Source organism: Sphingomonas sp. NFX23, from assembly GCF_049887795.1.
Lineage (GTDB): Bacteria > Pseudomonadota > Alphaproteobacteria > Sphingomonadales > Sphingomonadaceae > Sphingomonas.
In genome coordinates, this window is record NZ_JAGEKH010000005.1 from 546683 (window position 1) to 566969 (window position 20287).

The 20287-nt window shown below is 63.5% G+C and carries 19 protein-coding genes and 1 tRNA gene; 12 read left to right on the forward strand and 8 right to left on the reverse strand.

All coding sequences use genetic code 11. The features are described 5' to 3' along the window. Positions 1-64 precede the first annotated feature (64 nt). A complete protein-coding gene (locus J4O76_RS16195) occupies positions 65-1177 on the reverse strand; it encodes an FAD-dependent oxidoreductase (protein ID WP_426282880.1) in 1113 nt (370 codons plus the stop codon). Between the two features lie 430 nt (positions 1178-1607). Here J4O76_RS16195 and J4O76_RS16200 point away from each other — a divergent pair, with 430 nt between their 5' ends. Both J4O76_RS16200 and J4O76_RS16205 read left to right on the forward strand, forming a co-directional pair. Beyond that, on the forward strand, positions 1608-3674 hold the full coding sequence (locus tag J4O76_RS16200; protein WP_426282881.1) for a phosphocholine-specific phospholipase C: 2067 nt from the start codon (positions 1608-1610) through the stop codon (positions 3672-3674). A 68-nt stretch (positions 3675-3742) separates the two neighbouring features. Then, positions 3743-5089, forward strand: a complete 1347-nt coding sequence (locus tag J4O76_RS16205; RefSeq protein ID WP_426282882.1) for an MFS transporter — start codon at positions 3743-3745, stop codon at positions 5087-5089. On the opposite strand, the gene J4O76_RS16210 is transcribed toward J4O76_RS16205, so the two are convergent. The 4 genes from J4O76_RS16210 to J4O76_RS16225 form a co-directional block, all read right to left on the reverse strand. Further along, positions 5065-5835, reverse strand: coding sequence for a DeoR/GlpR family DNA-binding transcription regulator (locus J4O76_RS16210; protein WP_426282883.1), 771 nt, complete (start codon positions 5833-5835; stop codon positions 5065-5067). The two genes, J4O76_RS16205 and J4O76_RS16210, sit on opposite strands and share 25 nt — an antisense overlap. A gap of 66 nt (positions 5836-5901) precedes the next feature. Beyond that, positions 5902-8910 (reverse strand): TonB-dependent receptor, encoded by a 3009-nt coding sequence (locus tag J4O76_RS16215; RefSeq protein WP_426282884.1) that lies wholly within the window; start codon positions 8908-8910, stop codon positions 5902-5904. 313 nt (positions 8911-9223) lie between these two features. After that, positions 9224-10240, reverse strand: coding sequence for an LLM class flavin-dependent oxidoreductase (locus tag J4O76_RS16220; protein ID WP_426282885.1), 1017 nt, complete (start codon positions 10238-10240; stop codon positions 9224-9226). A gap of 217 nt (positions 10241-10457) precedes the next feature. Continuing rightward, positions 10458-10679: a hypothetical protein gene (locus J4O76_RS16225; protein ID WP_353464753.1), complete on the reverse strand. Its 222-nt coding sequence runs from the start codon at positions 10677-10679 to the stop codon at positions 10458-10460. Between the two features lie 14 nt (positions 10680-10693). Between J4O76_RS16225 and J4O76_RS16230 the strand changes: the two genes are divergently transcribed. From J4O76_RS16230 to J4O76_RS16240, 3 genes are read left to right on the forward strand one after another with little or no spacing between them, the layout of a single operon-like run. Next, the gene (locus J4O76_RS16230) at positions 10694-11092 is read left to right on the forward strand and encodes a hypothetical protein (RefSeq protein ID WP_426282886.1); all 399 of its coding nucleotides are present in this window, start codon (positions 10694-10696) and stop codon (positions 11090-11092) included. Positions 11093-11140: 48 nt separating this feature from the next. Next, positions 11141-11287, forward strand: coding sequence for a hypothetical protein (locus J4O76_RS16235; protein WP_426282887.1), 147 nt, complete (start codon positions 11141-11143; stop codon positions 11285-11287). Between the two features lie 25 nt (positions 11288-11312). Next, on the forward strand, positions 11313-11768 hold the full coding sequence (locus J4O76_RS16240) for an SRPBCC family protein (protein WP_426282888.1): 456 nt from the start codon (positions 11313-11315) through the stop codon (positions 11766-11768). 48 nt (positions 11769-11816) lie between these two features. Here the strand turns inward: J4O76_RS16240 and J4O76_RS16245 are convergent, their stop codons facing one another. Then, a complete protein-coding gene (locus J4O76_RS16245; protein ID WP_426282889.1) occupies positions 11817-12713 on the reverse strand; it encodes a LysR family transcriptional regulator in 897 nt (298 codons plus the stop codon). A gap of 205 nt (positions 12714-12918) precedes the next feature. Between J4O76_RS16245 and J4O76_RS16250 the strand changes: the two genes are divergently transcribed. The 6 genes from J4O76_RS16250 to J4O76_RS16275 all read left to right on the forward strand — a co-directional run bounded on the left by J4O76_RS16250 (position 12919) and on the right by J4O76_RS16275 (position 17954). Then, positions 12919-13653 carry an SDR family NAD(P)-dependent oxidoreductase gene (locus tag J4O76_RS16250; protein WP_426282890.1) on the forward strand — a complete coding sequence of 245 codons (735 nt, stop codon included), beginning with the start codon at positions 12919-12921 and terminating at the stop codon, positions 13651-13653. Positions 13654-13716: 63 nt separating this feature from the next. Beyond that, positions 13717-14484 (forward strand): SDR family NAD(P)-dependent oxidoreductase, encoded by a 768-nt coding sequence (locus J4O76_RS16255; protein WP_426282891.1) that lies wholly within the window; start codon positions 13717-13719, stop codon positions 14482-14484. A 26-nt stretch (positions 14485-14510) separates the two neighbouring features. Further along, positions 14511-15110, forward strand: a complete 600-nt coding sequence (locus tag J4O76_RS16260; RefSeq protein ID WP_426282892.1) for an NADPH-dependent F420 reductase — start codon at positions 14511-14513, stop codon at positions 15108-15110. Positions 15111-15255: 145 nt separating this feature from the next. Next, the gene (locus J4O76_RS16265) at positions 15256-15534 is read left to right on the forward strand and encodes a nuclear transport factor 2 family protein (RefSeq protein WP_426282893.1); all 279 of its coding nucleotides are present in this window, start codon (positions 15256-15258) and stop codon (positions 15532-15534) included. 441 nt (positions 15535-15975) lie between these two features. Next, positions 15976-17664 carry an alkaline phosphatase family protein gene (locus tag J4O76_RS16270; protein WP_426282894.1) on the forward strand — a complete coding sequence of 563 codons (1689 nt, stop codon included), beginning with the start codon at positions 15976-15978 and terminating at the stop codon, positions 17662-17664. Continuing rightward, positions 17664-17954, forward strand: coding sequence for a hypothetical protein (locus tag J4O76_RS16275; protein WP_426282895.1), 291 nt, complete (start codon positions 17664-17666; stop codon positions 17952-17954). The genes J4O76_RS16270 and J4O76_RS16275 overlap by 1 nt, the downstream gene beginning before the upstream one ends. A 522-nt stretch (positions 17955-18476) precedes the next feature. Here J4O76_RS16275 and J4O76_RS16280 read toward each other — a convergent pair. Further along, positions 18477-18845 (reverse strand): LysR substrate-binding domain-containing protein, encoded by a 369-nt coding sequence (locus J4O76_RS16280; RefSeq protein WP_426282896.1) that lies wholly within the window; start codon positions 18843-18845, stop codon positions 18477-18479. A 259-nt stretch (positions 18846-19104) separates the two neighbouring features. Between J4O76_RS16280 and J4O76_RS16285 the strand changes: the two genes are divergently transcribed. Next, positions 19105-20190, forward strand: coding sequence for a recombinase zinc beta ribbon domain-containing protein (locus J4O76_RS16285; RefSeq protein ID WP_426282897.1), 1086 nt, complete (start codon positions 19105-19107; stop codon positions 20188-20190). On the opposite strand, the gene J4O76_RS16290 is transcribed toward J4O76_RS16285, so the two are convergent. Continuing rightward, a tRNA-Met gene (locus tag J4O76_RS16290) sits at positions 20161-20237 on the reverse strand. The genes J4O76_RS16285 and J4O76_RS16290 overlap by 30 nt on opposite strands. Positions 20238-20287 lie beyond the last annotated feature (50 nt).

A 20287-nucleotide genomic window follows, 5' to 3' on the forward strand; every position in this document is an offset into this window, starting at 1 on the left:
GGAGGTCTGAACCATTAGCGGCCATCCCGAACGGCCTGCCCACCTCCCAACTTCCGCCATTCGTTCATGGGATTCTGAACATATCCACGACGCTGGTCGGCGCGTCCGATCCGAAGAAGCGGGACAGGTTTCTCGCACTGAGCTGTGCAATCGGTTGGCTGCGTACGAACAGGTCATGCTCGTAAATGCCTAGGGCCCTTTCGTTATCGCCGTGATGGTCGATCAACGCACGCGCGAGCTCCGCTCCATCGAGCATTGCCAGATTTGCGCCTTCCCCCGCGAACGGCGACATGAGGTGCGCGGCGTCGCCCAGCAGCGTCGCGCCTTTTACGCGCGGCCAGGTCAGCAAAGGCGGCAGCGCGTAAATGGGGCGCACAACCGGGACCTTCTCCCCGTCGGTGATCAGGGCACGTAGCGATCGCGACCAGCCGTCGAACAAGGCCTCGATTCGGGCGGCCGTGATCGGCAGGGCTGCGGCCAGCCACTCCTCGGGCCGATTGACAGCCACATAGATATGGATGCTGCCATCGGCGTTCCGGTGCGCGAGGATGCCTTGGCCAGGGGCGACCGCCATCAACGTGCCCGAGCCGATAACCGCCGCGGCGGGGGCCGCGCGCGGATCGTCCGCGTCGCAGTGAAGCTCGAGAAAGCAGGTGCCGGTATAGGCAGGCTGGGCGTCGGTCACGAGTGGGCGTACGCGCGACCAGGCACCATCCGCCCCGATCAGCAGTGTCGTTTCGACCACGGAGCCGTCGGTGAATGCGACCGCGTGGCGACCACGTCCCGCACCTTGAACCGACGCGACCTTGCGGCCCCACTGCACAATCTCTGGCGGCAAGGCATCCAGCAGCAACCGGCGCAAGTCACCACGGTCCACCTCGGGGCGGGCGGTGGCGGCATCGCCCGGTCGATCGAGCAACACCGTGCCATGCCGGTCGACGACCCGCTTGGCATCCTCGCCCGGCCGGACCAGCTTCAGGAATGCATGGTACAGTCCGAGCGTATGCAGTGCCTGCTGACCGCTATGCTCATGCAGGTCGAGCAAGCCGCCCTGGGCCCGCGCGTCCGGCGACGGCTCGCCTTCATAGACGACGACCCCGATGCCGCTGCGATGCAAGGCGCCGGCGAGCACCAAGCCGCCCAGGCCCGCGCCAATGATGGTAACGTCTTCTCGCATTTGTTCGCGCTCCTAGCCGGCGCAGGTCAAGCCTGCGCTGCCATTGATGGAGCCGCTAACCAGCTATCAGCCGGCGTGCGCGCGATGGGGGTGTTGACCACACCATCGTTTTTCGCAGCACGGGCTGTCTAAGATAAGATCGTTTGTCACGCAACATCGAGGCCGCATGACGCCCTGCCCACTTCCCGACGTTCGGCTGCCCTACCCGACGTTTCTACGTCGACGCTCCTTCACTTCGTAATATGATCGCTTTGCCTCGGTATGTCGGAGATCTGACGCGAACACCCCGGTTGAAGTGTGGGCCTTTTGATTGAGGTCATCATAAGATTCACATTTTCCTCGGCGTTGTCACATGAATCGTACACTGTATGCCTACGCGATGTTTGTCGGCCTTATACGGGACGCATCGCGATGGCTTTGGGGTAGCAGAATGGCGATTGGTCGAAGAGCCTTCCTAATCGGTGCATCGAGCGCGGCCGCCGCACCACCAGGGGCAGCCAGCACTTTACGGCGTTCGGTTGCGCGTGGCTCGATCATGGACGTCGAGCACGTCGTGATCCTGATGCAGGAAAACCGGTCGTTCGATCATTATTTCGGTACGTTGCGCGGCGTCCGCGGCTTTGCCGATCCACGGCCTGTGACGTTGCCCGGCGGCCGATCCGTCTGGGCGCAACGCGGCGCCGACCGCGATGGCGGGCGGATCACCTGGCCGTTCCGGCTCGACTACAACAGCAGCAACGCGCGCTGTTTCACCGGGCTCGACCATAGCTGGAAGGACAGCCAGGCGCGCTGGCGCAACTGGGACGTATGGGCGGAGCAGAAGGGCCCGCTGACCATGGCGCACCTGACCCGCGCCGACATTCCGTACTACCATGCGCTGGCGGACCAGTTCACGATCTGCGACGGCTATCACTGCTCGTTGCAAGGCCCGACCGGCCCCAACCGGCTCTATCACTTCAGCGGCACGAACGGCCTGAGCGTCGGGCAGGAAGGCGCCTATTGCGTCACCAACGGCGGCACGGATGCCAACCCCGGCGCGGACATGGCCAAGGATGACGCGACTGGGGGCCTGCCATGGCGCACCTATGCCGGCCGGCTCGAGGAGGCGGGTATTCCCTGGCGCGTGTACCAGGAGCTCGCCAATTATTCGGACAATCCGCTCGGCTATTTCAGCGAGTTCCGAAAGCTGGACCGGTCGTCGCCGCATTACCGGCGTGGACGGGCCTATGTCGACTGGATCGACGGCGTGGCACCAGAAGATCCCGAGAAGACGCAGGCCAGGCACCTCATCGCCGCGTTCACCGCCGACGTCGCCGCCGACCGGCTTCCCGCGGTGTCGTGGATCGTGCCGATGATGCAGATGAGCGAGCATCCCGACGCGCCCGTGCCGTTCGGCGAGGTGCTGATCAGCAGCGTGATCGCGGCGCTCGCGTCCAATCCAAAGGTCTGGGCGAAGACCGCGCTGATCCTCAACTACGACGAGAATGACGGCTTCTTCGATCACGTTCCCGCCCCCGTTCCCGGAATCGCACCGCGCTACGGTGCGAGCAACGTCGACGTCCGCAGCGAGACCTATCGGGGCGAGCCGGTCGGCCTGGGCCCGCGCGTGCCGATGACCGTGATCTCGCCGTGGACGCGCGGTGGATGGGTCAATTCGCAGCTGTTCGATCATACGTCGGTGTTGCGATTTCTGGAGAGGCGCTTCGGCGTTGCCGAGCCGAACATCTCGCCGTGGCGGCGCGCGGTGTGTGGCGACCTCACTTCGATCTTCGACTTCGACGTGCCGCACAGCGCACGGCTCGACACACGCTGGGCGGCGGCGCTTCCGTCGGTCGCCGGCTATGTCGAGGAAACCGAGCGACTGTGCGCGACCGCACCTGCCCCGATCATTGCCAAGGGGGACGGCGTACCCGTGCAGGAACCGGGGACCCGGCCTGCGCGAGCGCTGCCGTACCGTTTCGCCGTCCAGCCGGTTTGGTCGGACGCGGCGCTTACGCTGAATTTCGTCAACCAGGGTCCGGTCGGGATCGTCTTCTGCGTCCAGGACGAAGTGAATTTTCCGGGTTGGCGCTACTTCACCGTGGCGGCGAACTCCCGTCTGAGCGAGACTTGGCCGATCCGTGCGGACCAGCCGCACGCGCTGGTCGTTCGGGGACCAAACGGGTTCCAGCGCGACTATTGCGGCCAGGCGGGGAGCGCAGGGATCGAGGCAGTGGCACTATGGCGTGAAGACGGCACGGCCGGCACGGTACAGCTTCGCAACAGCGGCCATGCGCCAGTGACGATGGCGCTGCATTGCGCGCATAGCGGCGAGCGACGCGAGATCGCGCTCGCCGCCGACGCCACGGCAAAGGTTCCGATCATCTTGGCCGACCATCGCTGGTACGACCTGTTGCTGACTTCCGCGAATGGCGTTCAGCTGCGCCTGGCGGGGCATGTCGAGACTGGGCGGCCCGGCATCAGCGAGCCCGCCGCGGCGTTTCCGCACCCCGCCTGAGCCGCTCTTACTGTCATGGCCGTGTCGCGAAGCCCGCCTAGTTGCGGCGCTTGGCGAGGGCGGACGCAATGCGAAGAGACGGCGCGGTAGAAGGCGAGCGCTTGCTGAGCGCGGGCTTTCTGTCGCTCGCGACGATGGAGTTTCTCGAACGCTTCGCCGTCTCAGGCGTGAAGTCGGTCCTGGTGCTGATCTTCCTGGACCGGGTGCTCGTCGGCGACGTGTCGCGCGTCGTCGGCGTGACTGCCTTCAGCGAGACCAGCGCGGCGATGTTCGGGCCCTTGTCCGCCACCGGACTTGCCTCGCAGCTTTACGGCTATGCCAATGCGCTGATCTATTTGGCGATACCAATTGGTGGCTTGATCGGCGACGTGATTGGAAGCCGGCGGACGATGGTCGCGGCAGGTAGTGTCGGGATGCTGCTCGGCCTGACACTGATGCTTAGAGATCCGACATTCCTTATCGGCCTAGTCCCGTTCGCGATCGGCGCGGGGGTGCTGAAGGGCAATCTGTCCGCACAGCTCGGCGCGCTGTTCCAGGACGAAGCCCAACGGCGACGGGGCTACGCGGTCTATCTCGGCTTTCTCAATGCGGGCGTGATCTGCGGACCGCTGGTCTGCGGAGCGCTCGCCGCGTTTGCCGGTCAGGACTATGCGATTGGCGCAGCGGCCGCTGCCGTCGCACTGGGGCTGGCGATCTACGCGATGACCGGCCGCGCGGCACCAACGGCGACCTCCGCGACATCGGCGGTATCGGCGCACGTCCCCGCTAGCTCGACTGCGCTGCTCGTCGTTGCCCTGGCCGCCGTGTACCTCTGCTATTCGGCCTATGATCAGCTCGGCAACATCTTCCTGGTGTGGGCGCGGACGCGCGCCGACCGGCATGTCTTCGGCTTGACCATGCCGGTGGCGTGGTTCCTGTCGCTAGACGGAGTCTTCACGCTGGCGTTGATCACGGTGTCGCAGGTCGCATCGCGGGCGCTGCAACGGCGGGGCATTCGGATCGGCGCCGTGACCCAAATATTCCTCGGCGGAATGCTATGTTCGGCGGGCTATCTCGTCCTTGCGCTTGGCGACGCGACCAGTGGCGGCGCACCGCTCGCGCTACCCTGGACGCTGGCCTATCTGGTCCTCATCGATGGGGCGATCGTGCTGATCTGGCCGTCCGCGCTAAGCCTGATCGCGGGCAGCGCGCCGCGCCATCTCGTCGGCTTCTGGATGGGGCTGTTCTACCTCCACGGAGTCTTCGCGAGCTTGTGGGCCGGGTTCAGCGGCGTCTTCTACGAGCGGATCGCGAGCCCGGAATTCTGGTTGCTCCACGCCGCCGTCGCAGGCGCCGGCGCGCTCCTGATCCTCGTCGTCGCGCCACCGCTGATCCGCGCGGCGCGGCGGCGTCAGGCGATCACCACTTCTGCGTGAGCGAAGGCGCGGGCGTAGTCCTCTTCGAGCGGCTTGTCGGTCACCAATATGCCGACATCGCTCAGTGCCGCCGTCTGGATCAAGGCGTACCGTCCGAACTTCGAAGCATCCGCCGCGAGCAGCACCTGCTTCGACGTCGCATAGGCGATCCGGCTCATCGCCGCCTCTCCGGGATGAAAGTCCATCAGCCCGCGCTCGAGGCTGATGCCGCCGACCGACAGGATCGCCAGATGCGGCGTGAAACCGCGGACATAGTCCTGCGCGACATGATCGGAGAATGCGCGGTAGTCATAGTCCATCTGCCCGCCGGCGAGGAACAGGCGGTTGTTGTTGATCCCGCCCAGATCGCTCGCGACGCGCAGCGAGTTGGTGATGACGGTGAGCGAGCGCCGGTCCGCCAGATGCCGCGCGATGAAGCAGCTCGTCGTACCGGAGTCGATGAACACGATCGCGCCGTCCTGCACGAACTCGGCCGCCGCGCGTGCGACGCGGATCTTCGCATCGGCATTCTCCTCCATACGCTGGTGGAGTGGTCCCTCGTGCACGGGCGTCGTCATCCGCGCGCCGCCATGCTCGCGAATGATGACGCCGTGATCCTCGAGCGCGCGCAACTCGCGGCGGATCGTCTCGTCCGAGACCGCTAGATCGGTGGCCAGTGCGGTTACCGACAGGGTTCGGCCGCCGCGCAACCGCGCCATGATCTCGCTCTGCCGCTGTGATCGTTTCTCTATCGTGCCCTCCATCATAGGCTTCGTCGGTGAACCCGCGTGGGCGAGACATGCTCCATGCCTCGCTCCACGCGCAAGCGATGCCTAGAAGCCCACCACTGCCGTCAACCGCACCGAGCGCGGCGTCTGGTAATTCACTGGTGCGCGGTAGTCCGAATTGGCCGATCCGTCGCTCAACTCGCCGAAATTGTTGTACGACGTGACCGCCGAACTCGCGAACAGGTTGAACACGTCGAGCCGGAGCGACGCCTTGAGATGCGGGATCGGCAGGTGGACGACAGCGCTGACATCGACCTGTGCCAGCCAGTCGCCAGTGAACGCCGTACCGCGCGGGATCAGCTGACCTTGGCAGTAATAGCCATAGCCGTGATAGGTGTTGGCATAGGCGTCGACCGCGAGCGGCACCGCGCCGATGCAGCTGTAATGCGGCGCCGATTGCACGAGCATGTTGGCGCCGAGGTCGAGGGCTTCGAACAGGCGATAGCTGCCGTAAGCCTTAAAGCTGTGGCGGCGATCGTTGGGCAAATAGCCGTATGCGCCGTTGACGAAGCCGGGTGAATCGAAGTCCGCGGTGCGGTTGATCGCGAGCTGGCCGTTCTCCGACCGCACGCCGCCTTCGTAATTCCCCTTGTCGAACGCGAGCGTGTAGGAGGCGGACAGGCTCCACTTCTCGTCGAAGCTGCGATCGAAGGTGAGCGTCAGCGCGTTGTAGTTGCGGCTCGGTGCGGGATAGCCGAGATCGTCCTTCTTCAGCGTCACGGTCGGGGTCGAGCCGTCGGGCAGCTTGTTGATCTGCGTCGTGATGTCCTTGCCCGGGTTACCGATAACGAACTGGCTGCCACCCGGATACGCCGATAGACACGCCGCCGCGGTGAAGCCCTTGCCGACGCAATAGGCGCGCGCGCCGGCATCGATCGAGACGTCCTCGATCACGTTGGTCAGTTCGCGGTGCGTGAAATAGGCACCGATCCGGATGCGGTCGCTGAACTGGTGCTCCGCGCCGATGATGAACTCCCGATCCGACTGGGGCTTGATGTTGCTCGCGATCGCGCCCGCCGGGTTGAACGCCGAGCCGTCCGCTGAGACCTCGCAATTCTTGATGCCGGTGTCCGGGCAGTTCGTGGTGTTGACGACCGACAGAAGCGGCGTGCCCGCGACAGGGACGCTGCCCGCGCCGCTGACGCCGTTGAAAAGGTTATAGCGGGTGTACGTGACCAGGCTGCCTGCGACGTTCAGGTTGATGTCCCCCGCCATCGGCAGGAAATATTTCGAATAGGATCCGAAGATCTTTGTACGCCCGTCGCCCACCGGATCGAACGCGGCACCGAGGCGCGGCGCCCATTGGTTGCCCGATTTGAAGAACGATTTACCGTTCACGCCCTGGTTGCTGAAGCGATCGTTGCGCACGCCGAGATCGAGGCGGAGGCGGTTGTCGAGCAGCGACCACTGGTCCTGCACGTAGAAGGCTTCGTTGCGGACGTGCGCGACGCCGCTCTGCTCATAGACACGCGTCGTGTAATATTGCGTGCCGACCGGCGCACCGATCCTTGCGGCGGACTGCGCCGTGACGTTGAAGATCTTGTAGGCGCCGCCGCCGATCGTCTCGAACGTCTGCGACTGGGTGTTCTTCTCGTGATCATAGCCGAAGCGGACATGGTGCGCGCCGAGCAACTGGAACTGGAGATCGGCGTCGACGCGGTAGAATTCGCGCTCGTTGTCGGTGCTGCTGAACGCGTCCGTCACCTTGTTGGCGCCGATCTGGATACCCGCCGGATCGGTACGGTAATCGATTACCTGAGGGTTGGTGACGTCGAGCGGGACATTGCCCGAGCGCAGCTTGTTCACGCCGTACGCACCCGACAGCGTCAGCCACGGGGTAAAGGTACCGGTGTAGCGACCGACATAGTTGATCCCGCCCGCCCGCGCATTGGTGCCGCCGGTCTTGTCACCGAGTTTGTGGTCGGTACGATCCCAATTGTAGCTGCGGTTGCGCGTCTCGTTCGTGGTGTCGAAATAGGTGAATTCGAAATGGTGGTCGCCATTGATGTAGCCATCGACCTTCCCGCCCCAGAACGGGCTGGTGTTCGCCACGCCCGTCGCGTTGTTCTGGTTGGCCTGCGGCGTCAACGTACGGATTTCACGCATGTTGTAGAGGCCGTAGACGAACAGATGGTCCCTGATGATCGGGCCGCTTGCCTGGAACACCAGTTCCTTGCGGCTCGCGGTCGCGTGGCGATAATCGACGGTACGGGTGGACGGCGCGCTGCCGCGAAGGTCGTCGGACTCGAAGATGCCGGTGACGCTCGCGTGATAGTCGTTGGTGCCGGACTTGGTGGTGGCGACGACGTAGCCGCCGGTCGCGCGACCGAATTCCGCGGGGGCGCCGCCGGTCTTCACTTCGACCGTCTGGTAGAAGTCGAACGGCACTTCGGCCGGCTGTCCGCCCGACACGAAATCGGTCACGTTCAGGCCGTTGATATAGAACGCGTTCTCGGTGAACGCCGCGCCGCCGATCGACACCTGATTGGAGAAGCCGCCATTCGACGGCGATGAGCCCTGGACCGCGCCGGGAGTCAGCAGCATCACGTCGCGCAAGGTGCGCCCGATCGGCACGCGCGTCGTCAGCGAACCGAGATTGATCGTGCTGCCGACCGTGGTGTCCTGGAAGTCGGCCGTGCGCTGGCGGGTGCCGACGACGACGATGTCGCCGCTTTGCTCGGCGGAAACCAGGCGGAAGCTGTTGGCACCGCCGGATTCGCGCGTGAGCGGAATGCCCCGCTCGCCATAGGTTGTGAAACCCGGTGCGGTGATGGCAACGTCGTAATTGCCGGGCGGAAGCTGCGGGATGGTATAGCTGCCCGTCGAGTCCGTCGCGGCGACGCGGCTGACGCCTCGGTCCGATGAGGTGATCTTGACCTGCGCTCCGGCGATCGGGGTCCCGTCCTGCCCTGTCACGCGACCGGACGCGGCGATGTTCGTATAGTCCTGGGCTTCGACCGATGTCACACCGATCATCAAGGCCGGGGCGGTGGAGCCGAGCATCAACAGCGCGCGCAGAACTGCGCGCGACGAAAGTCGCATGGAACGAAGCATCGAAACCCCTTTTAAGAGCGCGGCATGCACAACCGCGTCGCTAAAGACCTCCTATCTCCATCATGTGGATGTTCTGTGACACATCCACAGAATATCAACTTTCATCGAAGCCGAATTTGAGTGCGAAGCCGCAGGTCGCGTCTGCTATCTGGCCAACCTTGAGACACATTCCCGGTCGCCCGGGGGCCCTTCCCCGCTTCTCAACTTCAGACACTCATGCACAATCCGTTTCGACAGTCATCGCTAACGCTCGAATTGCCCTCCGACGTGTACCATTAAACAGGCCGCCACGCATGAGGTGACCCGCGGCACCTCAACGCCACCCAAGCGCTGGCGCGACGTGGGTCAGGATGGATTCGAGCACATGCGCGTTGTAGTCGACACCGAGTTGGTTCGGCACCGTCAGCAACACCGTGTCGGCTTCGGCAATGCCCTCGTCGGTGCGGAGCTGCTCGATCAGCTGGTCTGGCTCAGCCGCATAGGAACGGCCGAACACGGCACGCATGTTGTCGATCACCCCGATCTGGTCGCTGCTCTCGCCGCGCCCAAAATAGGCACGGTCGCGATCGTTCATCAGCGCGAAGATCGAGCGCGATACCGACACGCGCGGCTCCCAATCATGCCCCGCATCCTTCCAGGCCTGGCGATATAGCCGGATCTGCTTGGCTTGCTGGACGTGGAGCGGTTCGCCGCTCTCGTCCGCCTTCAGCGTCGAGCTTTGCAGGTTCATGCCGTTTTGCGCTGCCCAGACCGCGGTGGCGTTCGACGACGAACCCCACCAGATGCGCCGCCGCAAGCCTGGCGCATGCGGTTCGAGGCGCAACAACCCTGGTGGATTGGGAAACATCGGGTTCGGGCTCGGCTGCGCGAACCCCTCGCCCTTGAGCAGATCGAGCAGCACCTCGGCATGCTGGCGGCCCATGTCGGCGTCGGTCTCACCTTCGGCGGGCGCGTAGCCGAAGTGACGCCACCCTTCGATCACCTGCTCGGGGGAGCCGCGGCTGATCCCGAGCTGCAAGCGGCCACCGCTGATCAGGTCGGCCGAACCCGCATCCTCCGCCATGTAGAACGGATTCTCGTAGCGCATGTCGATTACGCCGGTGCCTATCTCGATCCGGCTGGTCCTGGCGCCAACCGCGGCCAGCAACGGGAATGGCGATGCGAGTTGCTGGGCAAAATGATGCACGCGGAAGTACGCGCCGTCGGCGCCCAATTCCTCGGCAGCGACGGCTAGGTCGATCGACTGCAGCAACACGTCCGAGGCGGACCGCGTCGCGGATTGGGCCGATGATGACCAATGACCGAACGAAAGGAACCCGATCTTCTTCATGGCGCAATCCTGATGTTCATCGCCGTCGAGGCTGGTCGCGGCGAGCTGGCTTCGTACCGTCTAGATAGGGTCTCGATGACGCCACGTCGCGGCAACGGCGAGAAACGGAGCTATTCTGGTTTGGCGGCGACGAGCGACCACGCTGCGTGACCATCTCCGCTCATTTGCCGTACGCGCGGTCCATCACGGCAGACACACCCGCGCCGCCATCGGCAGGTTACCGCGAGCCGTGCAAGGCCAGCCCCGCCGCCCGCATCGAACAGAGACGATCGGGCGAGGACATCGACAAGCTGTTCCAGGCGAACGCGGAACGGGATGCCGCGCCATCGGACCAGATATGCTGCGCGACGATCATCATCTCCTCATGCGTAGGCGCCCTCCCCTCGCCCATGCAATCGATCACGGCATCCACGAACAAGGGACTGGTCGATCGCGACATGCTGAGGCACCTCAATGAGACTGGTATCCGATGTAGGCCTCGCGGGCTTCACCAACATGGCCGGCCGCCCGATACGCGGCAGACGGAACATGGCGCGCGCCAGACAGCGCGACCGCTGTATCTCCCCACGCCGCATCGGCGTATACTGCGACGTCGCCATCACCCTTGCCGCGAGCACGGTGACGATAGAGAGCTGGATCAGCTTCCGCCCGCAGTGCCGAGTGCCTGCCATGCCAAACGTTCAAGATTACGACATCGCCTATAGCAAGAAGCGCGAACAAGCCGAGCGACAGGCGTCGGCTCTGGCGAACGACAGGTGCGCCAAAGCCGTCCATCGATCCTTGGCGCTGCTCTATGGCGATCGTGTCATCTCTGCCCGGCGCGCGATCAATGCCAGCGGTTTAAAGTCATAGCGTAAGCGTTTGGCACGCGCGGAGGCTCGAAGCGCCATCGCCGAGGCCTTGGCGGATCACGGTGTTGCCGACGTCGACGTAACGAGCGTCACGCTTCACTTGCAGACCGTGCTGCAGAGCGGCTTCGTCGTTGCCGAGGCTGCCGGCGACCCGCAACCGCTCACGATAGTCGGCGGCGCCTCAAGCGTTATGTGATCCTGATTTGCCGAGGAGACAAACAATGAGCAATAGCCGCGAACTCAGCGTCGAGCGACGCATCGCCGCCCCCGTGGAGGCGGTCTGGCGGACTATGACGAACCGCTTCGAGGAGTGGTTCTGTCCGCGACCTTGGCGCGCAGAAGCACGCGATATCGACTGGCGCCCTGGTGGTCGCAGTCTGGTGGTTATGCACGGACCCAATGGCGAGGAAATGCCTAACGAAGGCGTGGTCCTAGAATATGAGCCGAACCGCCGCTTCGTGTTCACCGACGCCTTCACGGCCGGCTGGAAGCCCAGCGGACCGTTCATGGTCGGCCTGTTCGAGATCGCGCCGGACGGCGGCGACACCCTCTTCACCGCCACGGCGCGCCACTGGACCGACGAGGCGCTGGAGCAGCATCGCTCGATGGGCTTTGAAGGCGGCTGGGGCGCGATGGCCGATCAACTCAAGACGCTTGCCGAGGGAGGCACACTGTAACCGCCGCCTCTATGGAATTGCTTGCTCCGGCCTGAGGACCGTCGGGCATCAATCGCCCGATACTGACATTCCCGCCAGGAGCGGCGCGTAGGCGGCTAGCCTGCGGGAGACGTGGTCCGTGAACAGCCGGACGCGCTTTGTTTTGCGCGTGTCCCCCTGCGTCAGGACCCAGAGCGTTCCGTACGGGTGCAGGTCGGTGCCCGGCACTCTTTCGAGCAGCGGGTCGGCATCGCCGACGAAGCATGGCAGCGTCGTGATGCCGAGCCCTTGCCGGACGGCGGCGATCTCCGCGCCTGCGTCGGTGACCCTGAAGGGAACCGCGGTGGTGCGGACATCGCCCTCACTCGCCCAATCGGGAATACCGTGCGTGCTGATGACGATCCAGCGAAGGGGGTCGGACGCGCCCCCGCGCCATGCAACCAGCCGATCGCGGGCGATGTAGACGCCGCCGAACAGCTCCGGTCCCTTCAATCCGTGCAGATTGAGCGGCAGGGTCTTGCGATCGTAGACGACGCGGACCGCGACGTCGGCCTCCCGGTTGGTCAAATTTGCGAGGTCGCCGGAGGACTGGATTTCCATTTCGATGTCCGGATGCCGGCGCGCGAAATCGGCGAAATCCGGCAGCAGAAGGTGCGTTGCAAGGATCGGGGTCAGCGTCACTCGCAAGAGCCCGCGTACGCTCTGGTCGCGTCCGAAGACCCTCGTCTCCAACTGGTGTGACGAGGATTCCATTTGCAGCGCGAATTCGAGAACCTCCTCGCCCGCCGTCGTCAGGCGGTAGCCCGAAGGCAGCTTTTCGAACATCTGCGTGCCAAGCCGCTGCTCTAGCTGCGCGATGCGTCGCAGCACGGTCGCGTGGTTCACCGCGAGGCGCTTGGCCGCCGCGCGCACCGACCCCTCGCGCGCAGCGGCCAGAAAGTAGCGAACGTCGTCCCAGTCGATCATGGTGCATTCCCGCGCCGCAAGCTGCACGCTCCTCATAGCACGAGGGGCCGGGATCTGCGCATGACGTGTTCGGCGGATCGTTTCCGCACCACCGAAGTGCGGAATTCCACAGTCCCTGACTGACTTTGCCGAGCCCATGTTGAGGCTCGCGGGGGGAACATCCCCGGACGGCCGGACACCCGGTCGGCGAACAAGGATGCACGACATGACCAGATTAGACGGAAAGACCGCCGTGATCACCGGCGGCGCGACCGGTATCGGCCTCGCCTCGGCAAAGCGGTTCATCGCGGAAGGCGCCTTCGTCTTCATCTATGGGAGGCGACAGGATGCGCTCGATGCCGCGATGGCGGAGCTCGGGTCGCATGCCCGCGCGGTGAAGGGCTCGGTCGCCGACGAGTCCGACCTCGACCGGCTCTACGCCGCGGTGAAGGCCGAGCGCGGAACGCTCGACATCGTCTTTGCCAATGCAGGCGCGGGAAGTCCGCTTCCGCTCGGCCAGATCACCGCCGAACACATCGACGAGACCTTCGACACCAATGTGAAGGGGACGATCTTCACCGTCCAGAAGGCGTTGCCGCTGATGCGCGAGGGCGGTTCGATCATCCTGACCGGATCGAGCGCGGGCACCACGGGTGCCCCGGGGTTCACCGCCTACAGCGCCAGCAAGGCGGCCGTGCGCAACCTCGCGCGAAGCTGGGCCGAAGACCTGAAGGGTACCGGGGTCCGCGTGAACGTCCTGTCCCCCGGCGCGACGGCGACGGAACTCGCCAAGGCGGCGCTCGGCGAGGAGGGCCAGAAGGCCTACGGCGCGATGACCCCGCTGCTGCGCATGGCCGACCCGGCCGAGATCGCGGCAGCGGCCGCCTTTCTCGCATCGTCAGACAGCAGCTTCATGACGGCCAGCGAACTCGCCGTCGACGGTGGCCTCGCACAGCTCTGACGCATCCCACCCGCCGATCGCTCGCGTGATCGGCACCTGCACCCAAGCACGAAGGAACATCCTGTGGACCATCCTCTCAAAGAAAAGACCGCCCTCGTTACCGGGGCATCGCGTGGCATCGGCCGCGCGATCGCCGAACGTCTCGCACGCGACGGCGCGACGGTCGCGCTGACCTACAACGCCAGCAAATCCGGTGTCGACGAAGCGGTCGCAGCCATCGAGAAAGCCGGTGGCACTGCGTTTGCGATCCAAGCGGACCTGGTGGATCCGGCAACCGTGCCAGTCTTGTTCGACACGCTCGACCACGAGTTTACCAAGCGTAACGGCAGCAAAACACTCGACATCCTGGTCAACAACGCGGGCAATGCCGGCTGGATCGGCTTCAAGGACGCGACGCCCGCAAGCTGGGACACGCTGATGGCGGTCTACCTGCGCGCACCGTTCTTCATCGTCCAGGCAGCGATGGATCGCCTCGCCGATGGCGGGCGGATCATCAACATCTCGTCCGCCGCCGCGACGAAGCCGGTAACGACGGCGCCGATCTACTCGATGGCCAAGGCCGCGATCAACACGCTGACGCATGCGCTCGCGTCCGAACTGGGGCCGCGCGGGATCACCGCGAACGCCGTCGCGCCAGGCTTCACGCGGACCGACGCGAACGCGGCCTTCCGGGAGAATCCGGCACTCGTGAAGGCGGTCGAGGCCGACATCGCGCTGGGACGCTTTGGCGAGCCTTCGGAAATCGCCGCCGTCGTGGCGTTCCTGGCATCCGACGATGGCCACTGGGTGACCGGCCAGACGATCGAAGCAAGCGGCGGCTACAAGCTGTGACCGTCCGAAACCCCAAGGAGACTATCATGACCTATGCAATCATCGGGTTCGGCGAGATCGGCCAGACCCTCGCCAAGACGTTCGCCCGCAAGGGGATCGCGGTATCCGTCGCAACGACGCGCGATCCGGAAAGCTTCGCATCGACCGCGGTAGCGATCGGTCCCGGCATCACGCCCACGACGCTCGCCGAGGCGGTCGAGGCGGACGTCATCTTCCTGGCCGTCCGTTTCCAATCGCACCCGGATGTCGCGAAGGTGCTGCCGGACTGGCAGGGCAAGATCATCGTCGACGTAACCAATGCGTACGGCGTGTCCACGGAGGACATGGACGGACGGCCCTCGGCCAAAATCGTCGCGGACGCGTTCGCCGGCGGCAGGGTGGTCAAGGGCTTCAACCATCTGGTCGCTGCCGTGCTCGACCAGGATCCGGCCCTACAGGGTGGCAGGCGCGTCGTGTTCCTGTCGAGCGACAACGAGGATGCTGCAGCACAGGTCGGCGCACTGGCGGAAGATCTCGGCTTTGCGCCGATCCAGCTCGGCGGACTTTCGGAAGGTGGGCTGCTCGTTCAGGCGCACAACAAGAGCTGGGGCCGGCTGATCTTCAAGGACCTGGTCAGGTTCGGCTGACGGACGCTGCAACCGTGAAGGACTTCTTCGCCGCGATCGGTCGCGGCGACAAGAAGAGCCTGCTGACACTGGTCGCCGAGAAAATCGATTGGATCATCCCGGGAAAGGACTGGCCGCTGGCCGGCACCTACCGGGGAATCCGGGATTGGCATATCTGCTCGAGACGGCAGCAAGGTCGATCGAAACGTCCACGGAACCGCGCGAGTTCATCGCGCAGGGCGACCGGGTCCTGGCCGTCGGCTTTGCGACGGGAAGGATCAAGGCCACGAACAAGACGTTCGAGGAAGACTCGGTTTTCGCAATTACTGTCCGGTGTGCCAAACCGACCAGCATCCGGAAGTATGCAAGTTCCGCCTTGCCGATTTCGGCCCTGCGTGTCGGCACAATGTCACGCAATATGTTACAAACCTGCTTTAGTTTTTGAAAACCGCGTCCCAATCACGTCACTATTGCTGATGTCCGCGATCGATAATGCTGGACGAAGACTGGAGCGATAACGTCAGTCACCCACAATCCATAGCCGACGAAATCCCGGTAAGACCCATCGCCGGACATCCGGAACCAGATCGCCACTTCCCGATCTCGCCCATCTTTCTCAGCACCCGCCGACCGCTGAATAGTTATTCGCTCGATTCTGACAACTATTGTACAGAATTGATGATGACCTGCTCTTACTAAAAGCTCCAAAATGTCGCTTATTTCCGAATCCGAGTCCGCAGATTGATTGCCGCCTAAGCGATAGCCTTCATACAGGCGTTAATACTGAAAGAGATCAAACCACGATGGATCATGTTTTTCTCGGAGTTACTCCTGAGATGATATCATCCACCTCAAGTCTTGAAAGTATTCTACTGGGGAAAAGATCATGGGCAGCGCCAAAATATATCTCCAAAATAATACTGACTCTTACGCCGTTCTTTCGCTCTATCACTATAGTACGAGCCATGGCTCGACGGGAATCACCCAGGGTAACGTGCCGCCCGGGGGCAAGATTGGACCAGTCACGGTCGACTGGAATACCGCGACGCCGGCCGATTTTTGGTATGCGTCGGTCGCACCTTCAGGCGGCAGCCGTCCCGGTGTCTATGTCAGCAACGTTCCCGATGATGTGTTGCTGCCCTATTGGAAGGAATGCATGCTGATCGGCGAATGGGGGCTCAAGGACGACGGATCATCACCAACCTTCACCGTCGATTGGGACAATTTCGCGATCAACCTCAAATCCGGGCATTGCGGTGCGAGCATGATTCACACCGGCGATTACTCGGCCATACAACATGTATTCGTGCTGATGTTAGAGAATCACTCCTATGACAACATGTTCGCCGCGCTCGGTAGGGCACCGGCGGCGAACAGCAATAGCTACAACGGGCAGACCTACACCGTCAGTGACACCTCGACCCCGACCGGCATGCCGACCGATCCCGGCCACGAGTTCGCTGATGTCCTTGAACAGCTTGCCGGTCAGGGGGCGACCTACACCGCGCCCAATTATCCGAAACCGCAGATGTCGGGATTTGCAGCGAATTACGCTTACAGCACTTCGGAGAAGACAGGCACGCCAACCGCCGACGAGATCGGCGACATCATGAAGTGCCTTGCCCCGGCACAGGTTCCCGTCATCACGCAGCTAGCCAATCGCTATGCGCTGTGCACCAATTGGTTCTCGTCGTTGCCCGGTCCGACTTGGCCCAACCGCTTCTACGTCCACGGCGCCTCCTCGGCGTATCAGGACGGCGGCGGCTATACGAGCCTAGACAGTAGCCCATCGAATTTGCAGATTGCCCAATGGGAGACGGTGAGCGGCTTTACCTATCGCAACGGATCGATCTTCGACGCACTCGACGCCAACGGCATCCCCTGGCGAATCTATCACGACGACACCCTCGACGTCGGGGGTTCGATTCCCCAAGTCACCGCGCTCAAGGGCATCTCGCTCGCGCAGCCCTTGGCGGTGAAGAGCATTACCGCGTTCGCCAGCGACGTAGCCAGCGGCTATCCCTACCGGTATACCTTCATCGAGCCGAATTACGGCGACATCGCCGGCAACACCTACAAAGGCGGCTCCTCACAACATCCTGAGGACGACGTGTCGGGCGGCGAGAACCTGATCGCTAGGGCCTTTAACGCGATCGCGTCGTCGCCGCTCTGGCCCTATAGCATGTTGGTTATCACTTATGACGAGCATGGCGGCTTCTATGATTCCGTCGCCCCCGGCGGCACGGTCGAACCCGACACGCAGGACAGCCCGGGAGACAACGGCTTCGTCTTCAACCAGTTGGGCGTGCGCGTGCCGGCGGTTATCGTGTCCCCGATGGTGAAGTTCGGGGTCGACCCGACGCCATACGACCATAGTTCGGTTCTCGCGACGCTCGAGCGGTTGCTGGGATTCGGCGCGTTAACTGCGCGCGACGCGGCGGCGAACGATTTCATGCATCTATCGACGGCGGCGACGCCGAGGCCGGCGCCGAGGCGCGCCCGGCGCCCACGCTTGCAACCGGACGCACTCCCTTACCAGTGTCGCCATCCGCCGTCGCCAAGCGCGCCGCGCTGATGAAGACACCGATCCAGGAAAAGGGTAATCTACCCGGTTTCCTGCACTGCGCGCGCAAGACCGACATAGAATTGTCCGCCGCGGCTCCGATCACGACGATCGCCCCCGAGGAACTCATCACACCCCTCCCCGCGCCTTCCGTGAGTGCGCCAATGCCTTCCTACGGCGAGGTGGATAGCTATTTCCGCAACGTCATGGCCCGGGTTCAGCAGCGCCGCGCCGGGCATGAGGCGGCTCTTCGCATGCGGCTAGCGACGCCGGGCGCGAAGAGTCGCGACGCCGAGGCCTGAATGTTTGGTCTCGACATCTAGTGGATCGATTTGCCGCCCCGGCTAGCGTCCAGATCCGGGCGGAAAGGGATGGCGGGGATTGGGGCACGAATGTACTCCGCCCCCGCTTCCGGTGCGATCCACAACCAGACACTGGCGGTCGGCTTGTCGCCCCCCCCAACTCCGACCGTTGGTGATGTAGGTAAATCGTCGCTAACGGCGCCGCATGGATGTCGAGAAGTGGGACGAAACCACCTTCCAGAGAGACGGCCGTGACTGTCCGGCTTCTGATGAACGGACGTTCGCAACACTTTGATATCGGCTCAGCAAGCTCAAGAAAGCAATTGCGCTGGTTTAAAACCAAGGACATGCCCAATTTTAAGCCATCAACATGGCTAAGGGGCTCAGTGTCTGCGTCAGTCCTTTACATGGTCGACCATCGTCCGCAGCTTGATGCGAGATGACGCCGTTTTGGGTAGAACAGAAAAGTCCGGGGAGTGACGGACATAACAGGTCGAATCCCGTTCGCAACCGACTATTCTCTTACCGCGGCGCGAACGTCTCTTCCATACCGGCCGTCAGGCATGCGCCAGCAAGGGCCATCCCGGCCATCAAATCTATGCCGTCGGTGGTTACTTCCCGGTCGACAGCGACGGCGAGTCCAAGCACTCCCTTCGAGAGTTCCCAGCGGTAAGGCGCAACATCGGCGGAGGATCGCCAGCCGATACACAGGTGCTGCGTTAAATCGCGCGAGTGAAGCGGCGTTTCCGCTGCCGCCATATAGGCCCGCGCGGCGACGACGATCTGGCGTTGATCAAAGCCGACCTCAACCGCGATTATGTCCGTGCTCAACCACTTCGCCCAGGCGGGCCCCAGCGTCTCAGGCGCCTGCGACGATATCGAAGTCTTCATCGGTCACGAGAATGTCAAGCTGGAGACACGGGTGTGCTGTACGGAACGATGCAAGCAGTTCGCCTGACAGAAGATTTTCAGCGATGGAAGACACTGCTAGGTGCAGCACACCAGTCGGTGGGCACTGACTATGCGACGCCGCTTCTGTTTCCGCGTGTATCTCGGCAAGCGCAGGTCGAGCCGCTCCAGGAACGCGTCGCCTCCCTCGTTCTTGGCTTCGTACATCAGCCGGTCGGCAAGGCTGACATGGTCCTTGTGGATGGCATTGTTCGACCGTCTCAGGTTTCGCGGCGTCCTCCTGGCGACGCGCAAGGAGGGCATAGTCACGCCGCTGCACATCGGCATGATCGGTACGATCAACGCCGAGCAGTTGAGCGCCAACAGCGACAAGATGCGCGATGCGCTGGTGGGTCATCACGCGATGGGAAAGAACCCCGGCGGCTCTGCGTACGGCTATGAAAAGCGCATCGAGTCCCCGGCGCTCGGCATCGTGCCTCTAGAGCTGTGGGACCGGGTCAAATTCCGCCAGGCTACGCTCGCCCGCACAGCGAAACCGCGTACCGAGATGGCTGGCCTGCCCTTGTTCGCGCAGCAGCGCCCGCGGTATCTGCTGACTGACAAGATAACCTGCGGGAGCTGCGGCGCGAGCTATGCCAAATCGGGCAAGACCAGGTTCGGCTGCCAGGGCGCCGCCAAGAAAGGACCGACTTGGTGCGGCAACCGCCTGACGATCCGCCAGGACGAACTCGACGCACGCGTGCTGGCAGGCCTGGCGAGCGAGATGCTGCGTGACGACGTCGTCGCAGCGTTCCTTGAGGAATACGAGGCAGAGACCCTTCGTCTGACCGCGGAAACGGTCAGTGCCCGCCCCGAGCGCGAAGCCGAACTGGCCAATCTCGATCACCAGCTTGCGCGCGCCAAGGCGGCTATTCTCAAAGGCGTGGATGCGACGGTATTTGTTGACGAGATGAAGATCTGGACCGAGCGGCGCAAAGTCCTGCTCGTCGAACTGGAACTTGCCGACCAGGAAGCCACAGAGACGGTTTCCCCGGAGCCCGAGCTGCTTACCCCGGATCTGGGCCGCGTGTACGGTGAGAAGATCGAACAACTTACCGCGGCGTTCGAGGACGACGCGCTAAAGGCGCAGGCGTTCGAACGGTTGCGCGCGCTCATCGTGGCTGTGGTGCTGACGCCGAAAGGCGACGATCTGTCCATCGATCTGCGCGGCGAGCTTGCCTCGATGCTGTCGCAATGTGCTGGAGCGGAAACGCAAAAAGCCCCCGCGGGTGTTCCCTCGGAGGCATTGCAAGTAAAGTGGTTGCGGGGACAGGATTTGAACCTGTGACCTTCAGGTTATGAGCCTGACGAGCTACCGGGCTGCTCCACCCCGCGACACTTCGCTGATGCGAAGGGGGTATGGGACGTTGTGAATGGGTTTTGGA

What these genes read in the sequence shown, in the direction of transcription:
- J4O76_RS16195 (WP_426282880.1), bottom strand. Translation starts at nt 1,177, where the DNA reads ATGCGAGAAGACGTTACCATCATTGGCGCGGGCCTGGGCGGCTTGGTG.
- J4O76_RS16200 (WP_426282881.1), top strand. Translation starts at nt 1,608, where the DNA reads ATGGCGATTGGTCGAAGAGCCTTCCTAATCGGTGCATCGAGCGCGGCC.
- J4O76_RS16205 (WP_426282882.1), top strand. Translation starts at nt 3,743, where the DNA reads ATGCGAAGAGACGGCGCGGTAGAAGGCGAGCGCTTGCTGAGCGCGGGC.
- J4O76_RS16210 (WP_426282883.1), bottom strand. Translation starts at nt 5,835, where the DNA reads ATGATGGAGGGCACGATAGAGAAACGATCACAGCGGCAGAGCGAGATC.
- J4O76_RS16215 (WP_426282884.1), bottom strand. Translation starts at nt 8,910, where the DNA reads ATGCTTCGTTCCATGCGACTTTCGTCGCGCGCAGTTCTGCGCGCGCTG.
- J4O76_RS16220 (WP_426282885.1), bottom strand. Translation starts at nt 10,240, where the DNA reads ATGAAGAAGATCGGGTTCCTTTCGTTCGGTCATTGGTCATCATCGGCC.
- J4O76_RS16225 (WP_353464753.1), bottom strand. Translation starts at nt 10,679, where the DNA reads ATGTCGCGATCGACCAGTCCCTTGTTCGTGGATGCCGTGATCGATTGC.
- J4O76_RS16230 (WP_426282886.1), top strand. Translation starts at nt 10,694, where the DNA reads ATGAGACTGGTATCCGATGTAGGCCTCGCGGGCTTCACCAACATGGCC.
- J4O76_RS16240 (WP_426282888.1), top strand. Translation starts at nt 11,313, where the DNA reads ATGAGCAATAGCCGCGAACTCAGCGTCGAGCGACGCATCGCCGCCCCC.
- J4O76_RS16245 (WP_426282889.1), bottom strand. Translation starts at nt 12,713, where the DNA reads ATGATCGACTGGGACGACGTTCGCTACTTTCTGGCCGCTGCGCGCGAG.
- J4O76_RS16250 (WP_426282890.1), top strand. Translation starts at nt 12,919, where the DNA reads ATGACCAGATTAGACGGAAAGACCGCCGTGATCACCGGCGGCGCGACC.
- J4O76_RS16260 (WP_426282892.1), top strand. Translation starts at nt 14,511, where the DNA reads ATGACCTATGCAATCATCGGGTTCGGCGAGATCGGCCAGACCCTCGCC.
- J4O76_RS16270 (WP_426282894.1), top strand. Translation starts at nt 15,976, where the DNA reads ATGGGCAGCGCCAAAATATATCTCCAAAATAATACTGACTCTTACGCC.
- J4O76_RS16275 (WP_426282895.1), top strand. Translation starts at nt 17,664, where the DNA reads ATGAAGACACCGATCCAGGAAAAGGGTAATCTACCCGGTTTCCTGCAC.
- J4O76_RS16280 (WP_426282896.1), bottom strand. Translation starts at nt 18,845, where the DNA reads ATGAAGACTTCGATATCGTCGCAGGCGCCTGAGACGCTGGGGCCCGCC.
- J4O76_RS16285 (WP_426282897.1), top strand. Translation starts at nt 19,105, where the DNA reads ATGGCATTGTTCGACCGTCTCAGGTTTCGCGGCGTCCTCCTGGCGACG.